General features: G+C 29.8%; 25 protein-coding genes. 23 read left to right on the top strand and 2 right to left on the bottom strand.

Annotation, left to right across the window (positions count from 1 at the left end; translation table 11 throughout):
- The first annotated feature begins 16 nt into the window (after window positions 1-16).
- The 21 genes from JNUCC81_RS17760 to JNUCC81_RS17660 all read left to right on the top strand — a co-directional run bounded on the left by JNUCC81_RS17760 (window position 17) and on the right by JNUCC81_RS17660 (window position 15,185).
- A complete protein-coding gene (locus tag JNUCC81_RS17760; protein ID WP_454094671.1) occupies window positions 17-1,057 on the top strand; it encodes an L-threonylcarbamoyladenylate synthase in 1,041 nt (346 codons plus the stop codon).
- A gap of 131 nt (window positions 1,058-1,188) precedes the next feature.
- Entirely contained in the window at window positions 1,189-1,641 is a 453-nt protein-coding gene (gene rpiB / locus JNUCC81_RS17755; RefSeq protein WP_454094670.1) for a ribose 5-phosphate isomerase B, read from the top strand.
- A gap of 12 nt (window positions 1,642-1,653) precedes the next feature.
- Window positions 1,654-2,283 (top strand): uracil phosphoribosyltransferase, encoded by a 630-nt coding sequence (upp, locus tag JNUCC81_RS17750; protein ID WP_454094669.1) that lies wholly within the window; start codon window positions 1,654-1,656, stop codon window positions 2,281-2,283.
- A 485-nt stretch (window positions 2,284-2,768) separates the two neighbouring features.
- Window positions 2,769-2,996 (top strand): AtpZ/AtpI family protein, encoded by a 228-nt coding sequence (locus JNUCC81_RS17745; RefSeq protein WP_454094668.1) that lies wholly within the window; start codon window positions 2,769-2,771, stop codon window positions 2,994-2,996.
- A gap of 4 nt (window positions 2,997-3,000) precedes the next feature.
- Entirely contained in the window at window positions 3,001-3,390 is a 390-nt protein-coding gene (locus tag JNUCC81_RS17740) for an ATP synthase subunit I (protein ID WP_208332465.1), read from the top strand.
- Between the two features lie 2 nt (window positions 3,391-3,392).
- The gene (atpB, locus tag JNUCC81_RS17735) at window positions 3,393-4,100 is read left to right on the top strand and encodes a F0F1 ATP synthase subunit A (RefSeq protein ID WP_454094667.1); all 708 of its coding nucleotides are present in this window, start codon (window positions 3,393-3,395) and stop codon (window positions 4,098-4,100) included.
- Between the two features lie 52 nt (window positions 4,101-4,152).
- Entirely contained in the window at window positions 4,153-4,410 is a 258-nt protein-coding gene (atpE, locus tag JNUCC81_RS17730) for an ATP synthase F0 subunit C (protein WP_208332461.1), read from the top strand.
- A gap of 84 nt (window positions 4,411-4,494) precedes the next feature.
- The gene (atpF, locus tag JNUCC81_RS17725; RefSeq protein WP_454094666.1) at window positions 4,495-4,995 is read left to right on the top strand and encodes a F0F1 ATP synthase subunit B; all 501 of its coding nucleotides are present in this window, start codon (window positions 4,495-4,497) and stop codon (window positions 4,993-4,995) included.
- Entirely contained in the window at window positions 4,992-5,534 is a 543-nt protein-coding gene (locus JNUCC81_RS17720) for a F0F1 ATP synthase subunit delta (protein ID WP_454094665.1), read from the top strand. Before atpF ends, JNUCC81_RS17720 begins: the two co-directional genes overlap by 4 nt.
- 15 nt (window positions 5,535-5,549) lie before the next feature.
- Window positions 5,550-7,052, top strand: coding sequence for a F0F1 ATP synthase subunit alpha (gene atpA / locus JNUCC81_RS17715; RefSeq protein WP_208332456.1), 1,503 nt, complete (start codon window positions 5,550-5,552; stop codon window positions 7,050-7,052).
- Between the two features lie 27 nt (window positions 7,053-7,079).
- Window positions 7,080-7,943 (top strand): ATP synthase F1 subunit gamma, encoded by an 864-nt coding sequence (gene atpG / locus JNUCC81_RS17710; protein WP_454094664.1) that lies wholly within the window; start codon window positions 7,080-7,082, stop codon window positions 7,941-7,943.
- Window positions 7,944-7,959: 16 nt separating this feature from the next.
- A complete protein-coding gene (atpD, locus tag JNUCC81_RS17705; protein WP_208332452.1) occupies window positions 7,960-9,354 on the top strand; it encodes a F0F1 ATP synthase subunit beta in 1,395 nt (464 codons plus the stop codon).
- Between the two features lie 2 nt (window positions 9,355-9,356).
- Window positions 9,357-9,617 carry an ATP synthase F1 subunit epsilon gene (gene atpC / locus JNUCC81_RS17700; RefSeq protein WP_208332450.1) on the top strand — a complete coding sequence of 87 codons (261 nt, stop codon included), beginning with the start codon at window positions 9,357-9,359 and terminating at the stop codon, window positions 9,615-9,617.
- Between the two features lie 149 nt (window positions 9,618-9,766).
- Entirely contained in the window at window positions 9,767-10,147 is a 381-nt protein-coding gene (gene acpS, locus JNUCC81_RS17695) for a holo-ACP synthase (RefSeq protein ID WP_454094663.1), read from the top strand.
- 4 nt (window positions 10,148-10,151) lie between these two features.
- Window positions 10,152-10,613, top strand: a complete 462-nt coding sequence (locus JNUCC81_RS17690; RefSeq protein WP_208332446.1) for a CBS domain-containing protein — start codon at window positions 10,152-10,154, stop codon at window positions 10,611-10,613.
- Between the two features lie 21 nt (window positions 10,614-10,634).
- On the top strand, window positions 10,635-11,222 hold the full coding sequence (gene gerS, locus JNUCC81_RS17685) for a germination lipoprotein GerS (protein WP_454094662.1): 588 nt from the start codon (window positions 10,635-10,637) through the stop codon (window positions 11,220-11,222).
- A 13-nt stretch (window positions 11,223-11,235) separates the two neighbouring features.
- Entirely contained in the window at window positions 11,236-12,396 is a 1,161-nt protein-coding gene (gene alr / locus JNUCC81_RS17680; RefSeq protein ID WP_454094661.1) for an alanine racemase, read from the top strand.
- A gap of 30 nt (window positions 12,397-12,426) precedes the next feature.
- Window positions 12,427-12,711, top strand: coding sequence for a hypothetical protein (locus JNUCC81_RS17675; protein WP_042277986.1), 285 nt, complete (start codon window positions 12,427-12,429; stop codon window positions 12,709-12,711).
- Window positions 12,671-13,063 carry a type II toxin-antitoxin system PemK/MazF family toxin gene (locus JNUCC81_RS17670; protein WP_208332442.1) on the top strand — a complete coding sequence of 131 codons (393 nt, stop codon included), beginning with the start codon at window positions 12,671-12,673 and terminating at the stop codon, window positions 13,061-13,063. The genes JNUCC81_RS17675 and JNUCC81_RS17670 overlap by 41 nt, the downstream gene beginning before the upstream one ends.
- 366 nt (window positions 13,064-13,429) lie before the next feature.
- Window positions 13,430-14,257, top strand: coding sequence for a transketolase (locus tag JNUCC81_RS17665; protein WP_454094660.1), 828 nt, complete (start codon window positions 13,430-13,432; stop codon window positions 14,255-14,257).
- The gene (locus JNUCC81_RS17660; RefSeq protein ID WP_454094659.1) at window positions 14,250-15,185 is read left to right on the top strand and encodes a transketolase family protein; all 936 of its coding nucleotides are present in this window, start codon (window positions 14,250-14,252) and stop codon (window positions 15,183-15,185) included. The genes JNUCC81_RS17665 and JNUCC81_RS17660 overlap by 8 nt, the downstream gene beginning before the upstream one ends.
- A gap of 30 nt (window positions 15,186-15,215) precedes the next feature.
- On the opposite strand, the gene JNUCC81_RS17655 is transcribed toward JNUCC81_RS17660, so the two are convergent.
- On the bottom strand, window positions 15,216-16,433 hold the full coding sequence (locus JNUCC81_RS17655; protein ID WP_454094658.1) for an NAD(P)/FAD-dependent oxidoreductase: 1,218 nt from the start codon (window positions 16,431-16,433) through the stop codon (window positions 15,216-15,218).
- A 114-nt stretch (window positions 16,434-16,547) separates the two neighbouring features.
- On the opposite strand from JNUCC81_RS17655, the gene JNUCC81_RS17650 reads away from it, so the two are divergent.
- Entirely contained in the window at window positions 16,548-16,985 is a 438-nt protein-coding gene (locus tag JNUCC81_RS17650; RefSeq protein WP_454094657.1) for a hypothetical protein, read from the top strand.
- A 142-nt stretch (window positions 16,986-17,127) separates the two neighbouring features.
- The gene (locus tag JNUCC81_RS17645; protein ID WP_454094656.1) at window positions 17,128-19,518 is read left to right on the top strand and encodes a Lon protease family protein; all 2,391 of its coding nucleotides are present in this window, start codon (window positions 17,128-17,130) and stop codon (window positions 19,516-19,518) included.
- A 93-nt stretch (window positions 19,519-19,611) separates the two neighbouring features.
- Here the strand turns inward: JNUCC81_RS17645 and JNUCC81_RS17640 are convergent, their stop codons facing one another.
- A complete protein-coding gene (locus JNUCC81_RS17640; protein ID WP_454094655.1) occupies window positions 19,612-20,184 on the bottom strand; it encodes a 5-formyltetrahydrofolate cyclo-ligase in 573 nt (190 codons plus the stop codon).
- Window positions 20,185-20,227 lie beyond the last annotated feature (43 nt).

Here is a 20,227-nt window from a genome sequence, read left to right as displayed (position 1 = left end):
GGTGGGTACACAGAAGATGAAAACTATAATAAGCAAAATTGATATAAATAATATAGATTCAGAAGAATTAAAAAATCAAGCTAAGTTATTAAGAGAAGGACATACAGTTATATTTCCAACAGAAACAGTGTATGGATTAGGCGCGAATGCATTAGATGAAAGTGCAGTTAAAAAGATATATGAAGCAAAAGGTAGACCTAGTGATAATCCACTTATAGTACATATATATGATAAGAATGAAGTTTATGATTTAGCTAAAAATATAAGTGAAAAAGCTGAAATTATAATGGATAAGTTTTGGCCAGGACCTATAACAATAATTTTAGATAAAAAGGATATAATTCCTAACATTACAAGTGGTGGATTAGATACTGTAGCTATTAGAATGCCATCTCATAAAATAGCTAGAGAAATAATAAAAGAATCAGGTGTACCTATAGCAGCACCTTCTGCAAATATATCAGGTAGACCATCTCCAACTAAAGCTAATCATGTTTATGAAGAAATGAATGGCAGGGTTAGTGGGATAGTATTAGGTGGAGATAGCAATTTTGGACTAGAATCTACGGTATTAGATTTAACATCAGATATACCGATGATTTTAAGACCGGGTAGTATAACAAAAGAAGATTTGGAAAAAGTAATTAATGAAGTTGCTATAGACCCATCTTTATCTAATAAGGAAGATAATAAAAAAGCTAAGGCACCTGGAATGAAATATACACATTATGCGCCAAATGCTGATGTATATATTGTATCTGGGAATGAGAATAAAGTAATAGATAGAATTAATAACATGATAGATGAAAACTCTAAAAATAATATTAAAACCGGAGTAATGTGTCTAAGTAAGAATGAAAAACAATATAATGGAGAAGTTATTGCTTTAGGTGACTCGTTAGAGGCAGTTGGTAGTAATCTATTTGGTGTATTGAGAGAAATGGATAAAAGAAATGTGGATGTAATATATTCAGAAGCATTTCCAACTAAAGGTGTTGGACAGGCTATTATGAATAGACTGTTAAAATCAGCGGGATATAAAGTCATAGAAGTATAGAATAAAACATTTTCACAAATTTAGCTTATACTATTCCTAAAGTTACAAAAATAGTGTATAATATTGATAATTTGAGTATTTATATGATATACGAAAAATTTACTAAAATATAATTTGGAGGAAATATACATATGATCATAGGCTTAGGAAGTGACCACGGAGGATATAATTTAAAAACAGAAATAGTAAAATATTTAGAGGAAAAAGGAATTAAATGTGTAGATTTCGGACCAAATAATTCTTTAGAATCAGTTGATTATCCTATATATGGAGAAACAGTTGCTAATGCAGTTAAAAACGGCGAAGTAGATTATGGAATAGTATGTTGTGGAACAGGTATAGGTATATCTTTAGCAGCTAATAAGATTCCAGGGATAAGATGCGCAGTCGTATCAGATGTATTTTCTGCAAAAATGTCAAAAGCTCACAACAATGCTAATATGCTATCTCTAGGTGAAAGAGTTTTAGGTAGAGGATTAGCTTTAGAAATAGTTGAAGCTTGGATAAATACAGAATTTGAAGGCGATAGACACTCTAGAAGAGTTGATATGATAAAAGAAATAGAAAAGAAGTACAGTAAGTAGGAGGAAAAGAATATGAATAAGGTAGTAGTAACAGACCATCCATTAATACAACATAAGTTAACATTTATGAGAGACAAAAACACTGGGTCTAAAGATTTCAGAGCACTTTTAACAGAGATAACAATGTTAATGGGATATGAAATAACAAGAGATTTACAATTAGAAGATGTAGAAATAGAAACTCCAGTAGTGAAGGCAACTTCTAAAGTTATAGCTGGGAAAAAATTAGGTATAGTGCCTATATTAAGAGCTGGGCTTGGAATGGTAGATGGATTAGTTAGTTTAATACCGGCTGCTAAAGTTGGTCACGTAGGATTATACAGAGATCCAGAAACTTTACAACCAGTAGAATACTACTGTAAACTTCCGCAAGATATAGAAGAGAGAGAAATGATAGTAGTAGATCCAATGCTTGCAACAGGTGGATCAGCTGTAGCAGCTATCGATGTACTTAAGAAAAAAGGAGCTAATTCTATAAGATTAGTTAACTTAGTTGCAGCTCCAGAAGGAATAGCCGAAGTTCAAAAATATCATCCAGATGTAGATATATATGTAGCATCTATAGATGAAAAATTAAATGACCACGGATATATAGTACCTGGATTAGGTGATGCAGGAGATAGATTATTCGGAACAAAATAATCAATGAAATATTGGGAATCTATATTATATATAGGTTCCTTTTGTTATATATTAAATAATTTTAATTAAATTTAATAAAAAAATTAAAAAATAAAATTGTATACAGAATATAAAAAGCAAGCTATAATTTTCCAAAAAAAGTTAATATATTTATGGATAATTACGTATATTAGGCGTATAATAAAGATAAAAATATGTCTAAGTTAATATATAATATACAAAAATTATAATTTGGTTTATATATTAGCACGAATTTTATAAAAATTTATATAGAAAAAGTCAAAAAATAAAATAATGAAAAAAAATTACTCGAAAAAAGTCAATAAAAATCAAATTTAATCAATTTGATAAAAAACATTTGAAAAACACATAAAAAGTGGTAAAATTATATTAGAGTTTTTTGGGTATGAAATATAATTTACTAAAAAATCAAGCATAAAAATTTTATAAAATAAATAATCTTATGATAGTGAGAGGTACTATTTATGAGTAAAAGAAATCCATATTTTGAAATAGCGACGATGCTTTCTTTATTAACTCAGGTTGGATTAATGATAATAATACCTATATTGGGATGTATGTTTATAGGTAAATTTATCGATTCCAAATTGAATACAAGTCCGATATTTTTATTAATATTTATATTATTAGGAATAGGTGGAGCATTCATGTCTGTTTATAAGACTTTATCTGTCTATGCAAAAAGGAAGTGATATCATGGATATAAAGATGCGAAATGAGATAAAATACATAACAAAAGGAGTTATAGTATTTGACATTATTATAATAGCAATATTACTAATTACATCAAACTTTACTAAAGCTATGCTGTTAGGAATTGTATTTGGAACAATCATAGCAGTATTAAACTTTAGATTGTTAGCACTATCTATAGACAAAGCAGTAACTATGTCTGCTTCAAAAGCTCAAATACATATGTCAAGTCGATATGTAGTGAGAATGACTATAATAGGTATAGTTTTATTAGTTTCTGCGCAGGCCCCGTATTTGAATATATTAGGGGTGGCACTAGGGTTACTTAGCCCTAAATTTGTTATATTATCAAGAAGAATACTAATAGACAAGCTAAAAAGAAAGGAGGAATAAGTATGAGCCAAGCAAAATGGGTTTTATTTTTAGGAAACTTTAAAATAAGTGATACAGTAGTAACAAGTTGGATTATAATAGCTGCTTTAGCTTTAATATCTTTCTTAGTTACTAGAAACTTAAAGAAAGTTCCTACAAGTAAAGTTCAAATATTTTTAGAGTTTGCTATAGGTGGACTTGCTAAATTTGTAACTGATACGATGGGTGAAAAAACAATAAAAAGAATGCCGAATATCATACCGTACATAGGAAGTTTATTCTTATTCTTTGCATGTTCAAATCTAATAGGATTATTAGGGTTTAGATCTCCTACTACAGACTTAGATACAACATTAGCATGGGCACTAATAACATTCTTTATGATTTACTTTGTAGGTGTTAAGTTTAATGGATTTGGATACTTTAAAGGTTTACTTGAGCCAGTACCATTTTTACTACCGCTTAACTTAATAGGAGAGTTGGCTAAGCCAATATCATTAAGTTTCCGTCCATTTGGTAACATATTAGGTGGATCGGTTATAATGAAACTACTATATGATTTCTTAGCGTATTTATCAACACTTATACCAGGAGTATCGATACCAATTGGTCAGTTATTAATACCAGTACCACTACATTTATACTTCGATATATTTGCAGGATTATTACAATCGTTTATATTTATAATGTTAACGATGGTTTTCGTTGGAAATGCAGCAGTAGGAGATTAAAGAAAATAATTTAAAATAAAAAATTAAAAAAATTTTAAGGAGGAAATTTATTATGGAAACAGCTATAGTATTAGCAGGTTCAGCTATAGGAGCAGGTCTTGCAGTTGTAACAGGTATAGGAGCAGGAATCGGACAAGGGTTCGCAGCAGGAAAGGCAGCAGAAGCAGTTGGTAACCAACCAGAAGCTAAAGGAGATATAACTCAAACAATGTTACTTGGAGCTGCAGTTGCAGAATCTTCAGCAATATACGGATTAGTTATAGCAATAATCCTTCTATTCGCTAACCCACTTATGAAGTTTTTAGGTTAAGAATATTAGAATATTTTTATAATTAGGAGATGGATTTGCCATCTCCTAATTATAAATTGTGATTAGTAGAAAGGAGGATAACACATGGAATTAAAGCCGCTTATAGGCATATCATATGAATTAGCATTTCAACTTATAAATACTTTCTTAGTATTTATGCTTTTAAAGAAACTTTTATTTAAACCAGTACTAGGTATAATAGAAGCTAGAGAAAAAGATATACAAGAAAACTTAGCTCATGGAGAAAGAAGTAAAAATGAAGGTATATCTTTAAAGAAGGAATATGAAGAAAAAATAAGTTCTGCTAAAAATGAAGGCCAAGAAATAATAAAGCAAGCTACTCTAAGAGCAGAGCAAAAAGAATCTGAAATAATATCTACTGCAAAACAAGAAGCTCAAAGCTTAAAAGAAAAAGCTAGCAAAGATGTAGCACAAGAAAGACAAAAAGTTATGAATGAAATCAAAAATGATATATCAGACATAGCATTATTAGCTGCATCTAAGGTTATAGAAAAAGACTTAGACAAATCTAAGCATGAAGAGTTAATAAATAACTTTATAAAAGAGGTAGGCGAAGCTAAATGATAAATGTAATCGCAGGAAGATACGCTGAAGCCCTATTTCAAGTAGGAGAAGAAACAAACTCAACTACTAAGTTATATGAAGAACTAAATGCAGTAGTAGATACACTAAAATCGAATCAAGATTTTTATGGTGTTTTAAAATCTCCTCTTGTAGGAAAGGGAGACAAAAAAGAATTATTAGAGAAAGTTTTTGAAGGACAAATAAGCTCTAGCTTAAACAATTTCTTAAAAATAATGGCAGATAAAGATAGAGTATCGGCTATAGAAGCTATACAGAAATCTTTTAAAGAATTATTAAATGAAAAGAATAATATCATAGAAGGTATTGCAATAACAGCAGTATCTATGAGCCAAGAAGAAATAAAGCAGCTTGAAGCTAAACTTTCAAGCAAATACAATAAAAATGTTACTTTAGAAAATAAAGTTGACGAGTCTATCATAGGAGGAGTTCTAGTTAGACTTGGAAACGAAGAGATAGATGGTACTGTTAAGGCTCGTTTAGCCAACATGAAAAATCAATTATCTCAAGTAATATCTTAGAATGGCGGTGAACCCATGAACTTAAGACCTGAAGAAATAAGTTCTATAATTAAAGAGCAAATAAAAAATTATGAGAATAAAGTTGAGTTAACTGATACAGGTAGTGTTTTAAAAGTTGGAGATGGTATAGCTAGTGTTTACGGATTAGAAAATGCTATGGCAGGAGAACTTTTAGAATTTCCAGGAGAAGTTTACGGAATGGCTCTTAACCTAGAAGAAGATATGGTTGGGGCTGTTATGCTTGGTAGTGACCAAGGAATAAAAGAAGGCGACATTGTTAAGAGAACTGGGAATGTAGTTTCAGTTCCAGTTGGTGACGCTTTAGTAGGAAGAGTTGTAAACGCATTAGGTCAACCTATAGATGGAAAAGGACCTATAAACACAGATAAATTTAGACCAGTTGAATCTGAAGCTACAGGAATAATAGCTAGAAAATCTGTTCATCAACCATTAGAAACAGGTATAAAAGCAATTGACGCAATGGTTCCAATTGGAAAGGGTCAAAGAGAGCTTGTAATAGGTGATAGACAAACTGGTAAAACATCTATATGTATAGATGCAATACTTAACCAAAAAGGTAAAGATGTTATATGTATATACGTTGCTATAGGACAAAAACGTTCTACAGTAGCTCAATTAGTTAATACATTAGAAAAAGGTGGAGCGATGGATTACACAATAGTTGTATCTGCTACTGCATCTGAATCTGCACCTTTACAATTCTTAGCACCATATGCAGGTGTTGCAATGGGTGAAGAATTCATGTTTAATGGAAAGCATGTTCTTATAGTATATGATGATTTAACTAAGCATGCCGTTGCATACAGAGAAATGTCATTATTACTTAAAAGACCACCAGGACGTGAAGCTTATCCTGGGGATGTATTCTACTTACATTCAAGATTACTAGAAAGAGCAGCTAAGTTATCAGATGACTTAGGTGGAGGTTCTATAACTGCATTACCTATAATAGAAACTCAAGGTGGAGACGTTTCTGCGTATATACCAACTAACGTTATATCTATAACAGATGGACAAATATACTTAACACCTGAATTATTCTACGCAGGTATAAGACCAGCAGTTGACCCTGGTATATCAGTATCAAGGGTTGGAGGATCAGCTCAAATAAAATCAATGAAAAAAGTTGCTGGACCATTAAAACTTCTTTACTCTCAATATAAAGAGCTTGCTGCATTCGCTCAGTTTGGATCTGACTTAGATGAAGATACAAAGAAGAGACTTGCACAAGGGGAAAGAATAGTTGAAGTATTAAAACAAGGTGAACATCAACCATTATCTGTTCAAAATCAAGTTATGATAATACATGCTGTAACTAATGATTTATTATCAGATATACCGGTTAATAATATACAAAGATTTGAAAAAGAATTATATCAATTTGTAGATACAAATTATCCAGAAATAGGAAAGAAAATTCTTGAAGCTGGAGATTTTGCTCAAGAATTAACTAACGCTATAAATGAATTTAAGAAAAAATTTGTTATAGAAGCGTAATCCTTTTTAAAAAAGGAGGTAACCCAATTGGCAGGAGCTGGAATGAAGGAAATTAAAACTCGTATTAAGAGTGTTGAAAGTACTAAGCAAATAACTAAGGCCATGGAACTAGTTTCATCTTCTAAGTTTAGAAAAGCTAAGGAGAGAGCTGAAAGTGTAAAGCCTTATTTTAATACTCTATACAACACTGTTCAGGATATAGCTGAAAATACGAGCAATAGTAAGAATGTATTTCTTAAAGAGAGAAAAGTAAATAAATCGTGTTTCATAGTAATAGCTGGTGACAGAGGACTAGCTGGAGGTTATAACTCTAATATTTTAAAATCTGTAATTGCGCATGAACATTCTAATGGAGCAAAGATAATTTCTATAGGTAAAAGATCTAAAGATTCATTCTCAAAAAGAGGATATGAATTAATGGACTCTATAGGTACTGTAGAAGAAGCTACTTATGAAGATGCTAATAGAGTAGCTCAAAGGGCAATGGATGCTTATAAAAATGGAGAAGTTGATGAGGTAAATCTTGTCTACACACAATTTATATCTGCATTAACACAAGAACCTAAAATAGTTAAGTTATTACCACTTACTATAGATAATAATGATAATGATAAAGAAGTTAAAAAGAGTAAATCTGCAGTTCAATATTTACCTTCAGCTGATTCAGTACTTGGATACATATTACCTAAGTACATTTCAGGAAGTGTATATGGAGCTATAGCAGAGTCTTATGCATCTGAACAAGCTGCAAGAAGAAATGCTATGGAATCAGCTACAGATAATGCTAACGAGATGATATCTAAATTAGAATTAGTTTACAATAGAGCTAGACAAGCAGCAGTTACTCAAGAAATATCTGAGATAGTTGCAGGGGCTTCTTCAGCTCAATAATTAAGGAGGTTAGGACATGGCAAATGTAGGTAAAATAGTTCAGGTCATAGGGCCGGTATTAGACGTTAAGTTTAATAGTGAAAAAAGCTTACCTAATCTATTAAATGCATTAGTGATAAAGCATGGAGATAAAGAAATAGTAGCAGAAGTTTCACAACACGTAGGTGATGACACTGTTAGATGTATATCAATGAGTTCAACGGATGGACTTGTTAGAGGTATGGATGCTGTTGATACTGGGGCTCCAATAAGTGTTCCAGTAGGAGATGCAACATTAGGAAGAATATTCAATGTATTAGGAGAACCAGTTGATGGTAAAGAAGCACCAAAAAGTGCTCCTCAATTACCTATACATAGACCAGCACCAAGCTTTGAAGAATTACAGCCAACTGCTGAGATATTAGAAACTGGTATAAAGGTAGTTGACTTATTAGCACCATACTTAAAAGGTGGTAAGATAGGTCTATTCGGTGGAGCCGGAGTTGGAAAAACAGTTCTTATACAAGAGCTTATAAATAACATAGCTTCTCAACATGGTGGTATATCAGTATTCGCAGGTGTTGGAGAAAGAACTAGAGAAGGTAATGACCTTTATGGTGAAATGAGTGAGTCTGGAGTTATAAACAAGACTGCACTAGTATTTGGACAAATGAATGAGCCACCTGGAGCAAGAATGAGAGTTGCATTAACAGGACTTACAATGGCGGAATATTTCAGAGATAAAGAAAACCAAGACGTTTTATTATTCGTAGATAATATATTCCGTTTCACTCAAGCAGGATCTGAGGTTTCAGCTCTTCTTGGACGTACTCCATCAGCAGTTGGATACCAACCAACATTAGCTACAGAAATGGGTAGATTACAAGAGAGAATAACATCTACTAAGAGTGGATCTATAACATCAGTTCAGGCTGTATATGTACCTGCGGATGACTTAACTGACCCAGCGCCAGCTACAACATTCACTCACTTAGATGCTAAAACTGTTTTATCTAGACAAATAGCGTCACTAGGGATATTCCCAGCGGTTGACCCATTAGAATCTAGTTCAAGAGTTCTTGACCCACATATAGTTGGAAAAGAACATTATGAAGTAGCAAGAGGAGTTCAATCTATATTACAAAAATATAATGAGCTTCAAGATATAATAGCTATACTTGGTATGGACGAATTATCAGATGAAGATAAAATAACAGTTGCTCGTGCTAGAAAGATACAAAGATTCTTATCTCAACCTTTCCACGTTGCAGAACAATTTACAGGATTTGCTGGTAAATATGTACCATTAAAAGAAACTATAAGAAGTTTCAAAGAAATATTAGAAGGAAAGCATGATGCTTTACCAGAATCAGCATTCTTATTCGTAGGGAATATAGAAGAAGCTGTTGCTAAATCAAAGGAGAGTAGATAATAATGGCAAGCGAATTTGCACTTGAAATTGTTACTCCTGATAAGACCTTTTACAATGGAACAGCTGAGATGATAATAGTTAGAACTACTGAAGGAGATAGAGGTATACTTAAAAACCACAGACCCTTAGTAGCAGGATTATCAACTGGAACTCTACGTATTAAAAAAGACGGAAAATATAAAGAGGCTAAAATCTCTGGAGGATTCATGAATGTAGATAAGGAAAAGATAGTTATAGTAACTGAATCTGCTGATTGGATGTAAAAAAGATTTTATAATTTTATATATAAAAAGAGCTAGAATTTTTCTAGCTCTTTTTGTATATAAAATATTTTTAATTTAAAGTATAAGTCATTGAATAGAATCATCTAATAGTAATACAATAATACTATAGGTAATTTTGGGAGGATATAATGAATATATTAGATATTGGTGTAGATATTATAGAAATTGAAAGAGTAAGAAATATTTTGGAAAATAATCCTAGATTTTTGGATAAAATATTTACAAACAATGAAATAGATTATTTTAAATCAAAAGGATTTAAAGCTGAAACTATAGCAGGCAATTTTGCAGCAAAAGAAGCAATTAGTAAATCTATAGGTACAGGGATAAGAAATTATAATTTTAATGATATTGAAGTTTTAAGAAATAATTTAGGCAAGCCAGTTGTTAAAACTTATAATAATCTAAGACAAATTTGCATAGATTATAATGTTTTAGAAATAAAAGTTTCAATATCTCACTGTAAAGAATATGCAGTAGCAAATGCAATGACTATAATTAAGGAGTGATAAAATGAAGAATAAAACAGCAAAAGATATAATGACTCAAGATGTAATAATTGCAAAAAAAGATGATAGTTTGGCAAGTGTAGCTAAGCTATTAATTCAAGAAAAGATAGGAGGGCTGCCTGTAGTAGATAACGATAGTAAGGTTGTAGGGATTATTTCTGAAACTGATATAATGAAAAAAGAGACTTACATAGAATCTCCTCACATAATAAACTTCATGCAAGGCCTAATATTTTTAGATGACTATAAAAAATTAGAAGAAGATATGAAAAAAGTAGCAGCATATAAAGTAGAAGACTTAATGTCTAAGGATATAGTTAAGGTACATGAAAATGATAAATTTGATGATATAGCTAACCTAATGATAAAAAAATCTATAAATAGGGTTCCAGTTATAGATGATGATAATAATTTAAAAGGAATAATATGTAGATATGATATAATTAAAGCAATGTATAATGAATAATATACAGTAGGAGGATTTTGAGTGAAAAAGTGGGCCGTGTTAATTATTATAACTGTCGGCATTTTAGGTATTGTCATAGGATGTCAAAAGAAAGAGTCCACAAAAGAAGAATTATATGAAGAATTTCAAAAGAAAATATTAACTATGTCTTCTTACAAGTGTATAGCAGATGTAGAAGTTGTAGGAAATAAAAGTGCACATAACTATGTGTTTATTCATAATTATAATAAGCCAGATAATTACAAACTAGAAGTAGTTTCTCCGAAACATTTAAAAGATAAAACTATAGAGTATAATAAGGATAAGATACTAGTAAAAAACCCAGAAATAAATGATACAGTAGAATTACCTAACGCAGGAACTAATGATCAGTATATGTTTATAGGTGATTTTATAAAAAACTATCTTCAAAATGAAGAAGTAACTATAAAATTATCTAAGGGAAGTTTATACTTAGAAACTTTAATACCTGGAGATAATCAGTATTTTAGTAAACAAGTTTTATATATTAATTCAAAGACAAAATTACCTGAAAAAATGGAAATACTGGATGATAAAGATGACATTAGATTTACAGTAACATATAAAGACTTTGAGTATAAGAAATAAGGGGAAGAAAGATATGAAAAATACAATAACAGCTCCTACGTGGGCGGAGATAAATCTAGATAACATAAAATTTAATTTAAGTAATATAAAAAAAATATTAAAGGAAGATACTAAAATTTGTGCAGTAATAAAAGCTAATGCATACGGACATGGATCGGTTGAAATTGCAAAATTCTTAGAAAATGAAAATGTAGATTACTTTGCGGTAGCTAGATTGGAAGAAGCTATAGAATTAAGAGAAAATAATATAAAACTTCCTATACTATGTTTAGGATATATTCCAGAAAACTCTTTAGAGATGGCTATTAAAAATAATGTAACTCTTACTGTCTATTCTTTAGAAATGGCAGAAAAAATTAACAATATTTCTAGTAGTATAAAGCAAAAGGCCTTTGTTCATATTAAGATTGATACAGGTATGGCTAGATTAGGATTTATATGCAATGAATCTTCAGTAAATGAAATAGAAAAGATACATGATTTAGAGTTTATAGAACTGCAAGGTATGTATACTCATTTTGCTAAGGCAGATGAAGAAGATAAAGAATTTACTTATAAACAAGTAAAAAACTTTAAGTTTATGGTAGATAGTTTATTTTCTAAGGGCATAAATATACCTATAAAGCATGTATCTAATAGTGCTGCAATTATGGATTGCTCAGACTTAAGATTTGATATGGTAAGATGTGGTATAATACTTTATGGACATTATCCATCTGATGAGGTTATTAAAGAAAGACTAGAATTAAAACCAGCTATGAAGCTAAAAACAACAATAGCTCATATTAAAGAAATTGAGTCAGGCACAGGTATAAGTTACGGGCTAAAGTATAAAAGCAGCAAAAAGGAAAGAATCGTAACTATACCTATTGGATACGCTGATGGTTTTACAAGAATACAAGGAAATCCTAAGGTACTTATAAAAGGTAAGGTCTTTGATATTGTTGGTAGAATATGCATGGATCAATGCATGGTTAAAATAGATAAAGAAATAGACATAAAAATAGGAGATGAGGTTATAATATTTGGAGAAGATAATATGACCGTCGAAAGAATGGCTAAAGATTTAGGAACTATAAACTATGAAATTTTATGCATGGTATCAAGAAGAGTTAGCCGTATTTATATGGTAAAAGATGCAATTTTACAAGCGGGTAGTTATTTGATAAAATAAAATTGATAGTATACTCCGGGAGGCGATTTTGTGCGAAATAAAAGCAAGGAAAAAATAATATTTACTTTACCGGATTCTCTAATATCTGAAGTAGATTATATCGTCCAGATGGAAAATAGCAATAGAGAAGATTTTGCAAAAGCTGCTTTTCAATTCTATATAACTCAAAAGAAAAAAATAGACTTCAAGGAGCATATGATCAAGGGTTATAAAGAAATGGGTCAAATTAACCTATCATTAGCTGAATTAGGTATGACAAATGAAGTATCTTCTGATGATAATTCAGAAGGGAAGATCGCTCAAGGTGAGTACTAACTCGGATATAAAGCGAGGATATTTATATTATGCTGATTTAAGCCCAGTTGTTGGCTCAGAACAGGGGGGTGTTAGACCTGTTTTGATAATACAAAATGACATAGGAAACAAGTATAGCCCAACTGTTATAGTAGCAGCCATAACATCCCAAATTAATAAGGCTAAGTTGCCTACTCATATAGAAATAAGTGCTAACGAATATGGGCTTAATAAGGATTCTGTTATTCTCTTAGAACAAATAAGAACTATAGATAAAAAAAGGCTAAGAGAAAAGATTGGTTGTCTAGATAAGAATATGATGGTAAAAGTAGATAATAGCCTTCAAATAAGTTTAGGGCTATTTGTACTATAAAAATATTGATATTAATTTTAATATCAATATTTTTTTATTTTTAAAATTTATAATTTACGATATTTATGGAAAGATTATAAACTATATATTTAAAATATAGGTGAATTTAAACTGAATTGTAAATATGATTTTAATAAAGAAAGATGTATTTATGTATACAGATATATATTAAAATATAAAAATGGGAAATTTCAAATTATGTTACATAAAATATCCAAATATAGCTAAAAAATACACATAATAGGCCTTTATTTAAAAATTATGAGTAAAAAACTATATAAAAGTGATATAATAATATGAGATTGGAAGAAATAATACATTACATAATGAGTAATTTTTACTTTACAAACACAGGGAGGTAATTACATGAGAGACCATAAAGGATTAAATGAGATTGCACGTAATATCAGAAAAGATATAGTCTCTATGATACATGAATCTAAGTCTGGGCATCCAGGAGGATCATTATCAGCTGTTGAGATATTAACAGCCCTTTACTTTGATGAAATGAATGTAGATGCTAATAATTGCAAAATGGAAGATAGAGATAGATTTGTTTTATCAAAAGGACATGCAGCACCAGTGTTATATTCAACTTTAGCTCAAAAGGGATTTTTTGATAGAAGCGAGTTAAATAAATTAAGAAAAACTGGAAGTATGTTACAAGGACATCCAGATATGAAAAATATCTCAGGTATTGATATGTCTACTGGTTCATTAGGACAAGGTTTTTCAGTAGCTTGCGGTATGGCTATGGCATCTAAATTAGATAATGCACCATGGAGAGTATACACTTTACTTGGTGATGGAGAAGTTCAAGAAGGAATAGTATGGGAAGCAGCAATGAGTGCAGCTCATTATAATCTTGATAATGTAGTAGCATTTTTAGATTATAACGGACTTCAAATAGATGGAGACGTATCAAAAGTAATGAATATCGGACCGATAGTAGATAAATTTAAAGCTTTTGGATGGAATGTAATAGAAATAGATGGTCATGATTTTGATCAAATATTTGCAGCTCTTGATATGGCTAAAGAAACAGTAGGAAAACCAACTATGATAGTTGCCAAAACTGTAAAAGGTAAAGGAATATCGTTTATGGAAAATGAAGCTGGATGGCATGGAACTGCTCCAAGTGATAGTGATTTAGAAAGAGCATTAGAAGAATTAGGGGGTGCAGACAATGAGTAAGATAGCAACTAGAGAGGCATATGGAAAAGCATTAGTTAAGTTAGGTCAAATTAATGATAATGTAGTTGTATTAGATGCTGACTTATCAAAATCTACTAAAACAAATGATTTTTATAAAGCTTACCCTGAAAGATTCTTTAATATGGGAATCGCAGAACAAAACTTAATAGGAGCAGCTTGTGGTTTTGCAGCAGCAGGAAAAATTCCTTTTGCAAGTAGTTTTGCTATGTTTGCTACAGGAAGAGCTTTCGAAATAATAAGAAACTCAGCAGCATATCCTAAATTAAATGTTAAAGTATGTGCAACACATGCGGGTCTTACAGTAGGTGAAGATGGAGCATCTCACCAAAGTGTTGAAGATATAGCTATAATGAGAGCTGTACCAAACATGACTGTTTTAGTTCCTGCAGATGGTGTAGAAACTGAACAAATGATATTAGAAGCGGCTAAATTCAATGGACCTATGTATATTCGTCTTGGAAGAAGTGCAGTGCCTACATTATTTGATGAAAATTATAAATTTGAAATTGGAAAAGGTGCAATAGTTAGAGAAGGTAATGATGCTACAATAATAGCTTGTGGAATAATGGTAAATGAAGCAGTTATGGCTCATGAATCATTAAAATCAGAAGGTATAAATGCTAGAGTTATAAATATGTCTACTATAAAACCTATAGATAAAGAAATAATAATAAATGCAGCAAAAGAAACAGGTGCTATAGTAACTGCTGAAGAACACAATATAATCGGAGGATTAGGATCAAGTGTAAGTGAAGTAGTAACTGAAGAATGCCCAGTTGTTGTTAAAAAAGTAGGAGTTAAAGACACATTCGGAGAGTCTGGAACACCAACTGAATTATTAAAGAAATATGGATTAACATCTGATGATATAGCTAAGGCTGTTAAAGAAGCAATATCTAAGAAATAAAAAAATATAGCCAATTATGGCTATATTTTTTTATTTATCAAATCTATTCACTTTAAATAAATTCATATCTTTATTTACTTTGTTTTTGTATAAATCATATAAAAACATACCACCTAATATAGCAAATAAAATACCATTTGCTCCATATCCTAAACAGTACCATAAATTATTATGATCAGGGTCTGGACCTATAAATCCTAAGTTATCGCTAGTAGATGCAAATGTACCACAATATTTATAATCTACTTCTATATTATTTATATTTGGAAACATTGATTTTAGTCGAGCTTCTAATATATCATATTTTTCATTTGCGGATTTTTCATCAAATATACCAGGGATAAAACTAATATCTTCCCCGCCTATAATTAATCTATTATCATCAGTTGTGCGTAGATAATTATATGGATCGCAGTTATCTCTTATAAGAATTCTTCTATCCCAGCCATCAAAATTTTTGACTGGTTTTGTAGCAATATTAAAAGTTGTACTTTTAGTGGCGAAGTTTCTTTTTGTAAACTGTAAAGTATTATAACCTGTTGCAACTATAACTTTTTTGCATTTTACAGTGTATCCAAATTCAGTAATAACTTCTATGAATTCATTATTATATTTTATATCTATAACCTCTGTATTTTCAAAAGCCTTAAGTCCATTATTTTGAGCAACATTTAGTAACTGATGAGTAAATAGGACTGGGTCTAATTCTGCACCTCCATTTTTGGATATTATACCTGCCTTTAAATCAAAACTAAATAGAGAGTTAGTATTATCTATATACTCTACATCTAACTCGTTTTCTTTTCTTAAATCATACTCGTTTTTAATAGCGTTTATTTCATTATTTTTAGCTGTATATAATAGAGTATCTTTTTTCTTATATAGACAATGGTTGCCATGAATTTTAATGAAATCTTCTAGTTCTGACAAAGCCTTCAGGCCTAGTTTATAGGACTTTATACCATTAGATAATGTTGTGTACTCTGTCAAATCACTTAGATTATCATCTAATTCATATTGTAAAAGTGATGTAGTAACGCTTGTACTTAAGTGGGCAAATCTACTTTTATCTAATACAACGCTAGAAATATTATTTTTAGACATATAATATCCAACAATTGCACCAGTAACACCACCTCCTATAACACAAACTTCCGTTTCTAAATCTTTGTCTAGATATTTAAACTGCTTTATATTTTTATTTATAGATGTGAAAATTGGTTTACCTTGAACATATTGCATTTTCATATATAGCCTCCTAAGTATTAATATGATTTATTTTTCCGTAAACAGATAGAACTTATTCTTATAATTAATATTCTAAGTATATAAATAGATTCATATATTTAGATTAGATGGGAGGTGATATATTTGAATATAAAATTTAATATTAAGGGTGTAATATATGGAGTTTTAGTATTAATACTTATAATCGGAGGTTTCGTGTTTATACCTAATATGTTTATGGAGAAATCTAAGCCAGTAGATTACACAATATTACAAAGAGAAGCTATACCAGAAAAAATATTAGATGTAATGGATAAATATACAAATGAAGAAAGGGCATTAGCTGTAAAATTAGATAAAAAAATATATGTAATAGTAACCAGAGGCAATGATAGTAAACGTGGAATTCAAATAGACAAAATAGACCTTTTAAAAGAGGAAGAAAAATCTATAATGAGAGTAAAAGCTACATATAAAGATAAAGAGAAATCTTCTCCGTATGTAGTTGTAGAAACAAACTTAACTAATTTACCAGATAGGATAGAATTAAATACATCTAAAGCTGAACAATAAGATTATTTATAAATACATATAAGGAGCCTAATAATCATTTTGGTTATTAGGTTTTATTATTTAAAGAAAATTTAATAATAACTAATTATTTACCATAAAGTAGGGAAAAATAAAAATTAAAATACTACATAGAGGTGAATTAATGTTAAATATAGATAAATATAAAGTGGATATAGAAAATTTAAAATGCAAAAATGTATTAGACAAAATGGATTTTAATACAACTAAGGAGATATCATCAATAAGAGAAATAATTGGACAAGATAGAGCTGTCAGTGCCATAGAATTTGGACTTAAAATGAAGCAAAATGGATATAACATATATGTAGCAGGTTCTAGCGGACTTGGAAGAACTAGCTATACTAATAAACTTATAAAAAAGCATGCAAAACAAAAAGAATTAAAAGATTGGGTATATGTTTATAACTTTAAAAACTCAAATGAGCCTACATCTCTATCATTTAGAGCAGGAGAAGGTAAGTTATTTAAAAAAGATATAGAAGATATTATAGATAAACTTAAATCAGAGATACCTAAAATATTTAACTCTAAAGAGTATGAATATCATAATAGGTTATTAATGAGTGAGTTAGAAAATAATATACAAAAGATAATAGAAGATTTAAATGAATTTTCAAAGCCAAGAGGATTTAAATTTCAAGTTACAGACAGAGGCCTAATGAGTATTCCAATAAAAGAAGATGGAACACTAATGCAAGAAGATGAATTAGGAAACCTTACAACCGTAGAGATAAAAAGATTAAGAGAAGAAGGAATAAAGCTTAATCAAGATAGCAAAGAATATATAGATAAGATTAAAGCATGTGAAGAAGACTATAAAAATAAAAATTTCGAGCTAGATAAAAATGTTGGAAAGAGCTTAGTGAATTTCTACGGACAGTATTTAATAGGTAAATATGGAGAGGATGAAAAAATTAAAAAATATATTACAGACTTATGTGATGATATAGTTAATAATATTTCTAAATTTAAAGTGGATAATGATGAAAATCAACAAAATCCAATGGCTCTATTAGGTATGATATCTCCTAAAAATGAAGAAAAGTTATTTAGTAAATATAAGGTTAATTTATTTATAGATAATAGCGAATGTAATGAATGTAAAATAATAGTTGAAAATAACCCTACATACTACAATATGATAGGTTGTATTGAGTATAAAAATGAAATAGGAGCACTAACAACTAGCTTTATGGAAATAAAACCAGGAGCTCTTCATAAAGCAAATGGAGGATATTTAATTATAAATGCAAAAGACTTATTATCTAATCCATTTTCTTGGGACTCTTTAAAAAGAAGCTTAAAGACTGAGAAAATAGCAATAGAATCTTTGAATAAGCAATATGGATATGTAGTTACATCTACATTAAAACCTGAACCTATAGACTTAGATGTAAAAGTTATACTTGTAGGAGATAGTTATTATTATAGTCTTCTTTATGCATATGAAGAAGATTTTAGAAATCTATTTAAGATAATGGCAGATTTTGATATAGAAATTGATAAAAATGAAGAAAACATATATAAAACAGTTCAATTAATAGCTAATAAATGCAATGAAGATGGTTTAAAGCATTTTGATAAATCTGCAGTAGAAAGAATAATAGAATATAGTACTAGAGTAAGTGACAATAAAGATAAGCTTACAGCTAGATTTAATAAAATAGTAGATATAATATATGAATCATCAACTATAAGTAATGAAAGTAATGAATATGTAACTAGAGATGATGTTCAAAATGCTATAAATCAAAAGATATATAGAAGTAATAAATATGAAGAAAAATTAAATGAAATGTTTGAAGATCAAACTTTATTAATTGATATAGAGGGAGAAAAAGTAGGTCAAATAAATGGACTTGCTGTAATGGGTACAGGAGAATACTCTTTTGGGAAGCCATCTAAAATAACGGCTTCTACATATAAGGGTAGAAGTGGTGTTGTAAATATAGAAAGAGAAATAAAGCAAAGTGGAAGTATACATGATAAAGGTGTATTAATTTTAAGTGGATACTTAGGGTCTAGATATGGAAAAGAAAAACCATTATCAATAACTACATCTATTACGTTTGAACAAAATTACAGTGGAGTAGATGGGGATAGTGCATCAAGTACAGAATTATATGCGATAATTTCTAGTATAGCTGATATTCCAATTAAACAGCATATAGCAGTTACAGGTTCTGTAAGTCAAAAAGGAGAGATACAGCCAATAGGTGGAATAAATGAGAAAATAGAAGGATTCTTTGATGTATGTAAAATAAAAGGATTTACAGGAAATCAAGGAGTTATGATGCCTATACAAAATGTTAAAAACCTAGTTCTTAAAGATGAAGTAGTAGAAGCTGTTAAAGAAGGCAAGTTTAATATATATGCAATATCAAATATTGAAGAAGGTTTACAAATACTTACAGGAAAAGAGATAGAAGAAATTGATAAAAAGGTTAACGATATATTAGAAAAATATAGAGAAAGTGATAAAGAAGATAGCGATAAAAAGGATAAAAAGTAATATAGCAAGCAAGTACTCAATGTAAAGATTAATAAAGCAAAAGCATTTAATTAAATTTACTTTATTAAATGTTTTTGCTTATATTTTTTATAATTATAATGAAGGTATTAATACTCTTGTTTCTGTAACTATGTAATCTAATTGAGCGTCATGAGGTTCTTTTGGAATTTCGTCAAAAATTTGAATATCAAAAGCTATTCCTATGGTTATGGCATCATCTTTTAAGTTTTCTAAGAATCTGTCATAAAATCCACCACCATATCCAAGTCTATAGCATTTTTCATCATAAGCAACAGCAGGAACTATTACTATATCAATGTCAGAGATATTTACCTCACAGGAAGATTCTTTCTTAGGCTCTCTTATACCATAAGTTCCAATTTGAATATCATTTCTCAAATCTTTAATTTGAAACGGTATAAGTTTTCTTTCATTAAGTATAGTTATTGGAGATGAAACTATCTTTTTTAGAGATAAAAGCTTATTAACTAATTCATCTGTCTGAACTTCATTATTGAAATCTAGATAAAGCATAATATTTTTGGCACTTTTTATGCAATCCATTGATAATAATTTTTCAACTATTATTGATGAGTGGCTAGATATAAAATCATGATTTTGATTTTTTCTAATAGTTATAACTTTATTTCTAAATTCTTTTTTCATAAAATCTACCCCTTTTACTATGGTATAATGTGGATATGAATTC

The sequence above is a fragment of the Faecalimicrobium sp. JNUCC 81 genome, from assembly GCF_053667625.1.
This window is presented reverse-complemented; position numbering and strand designations above follow the sequence as displayed.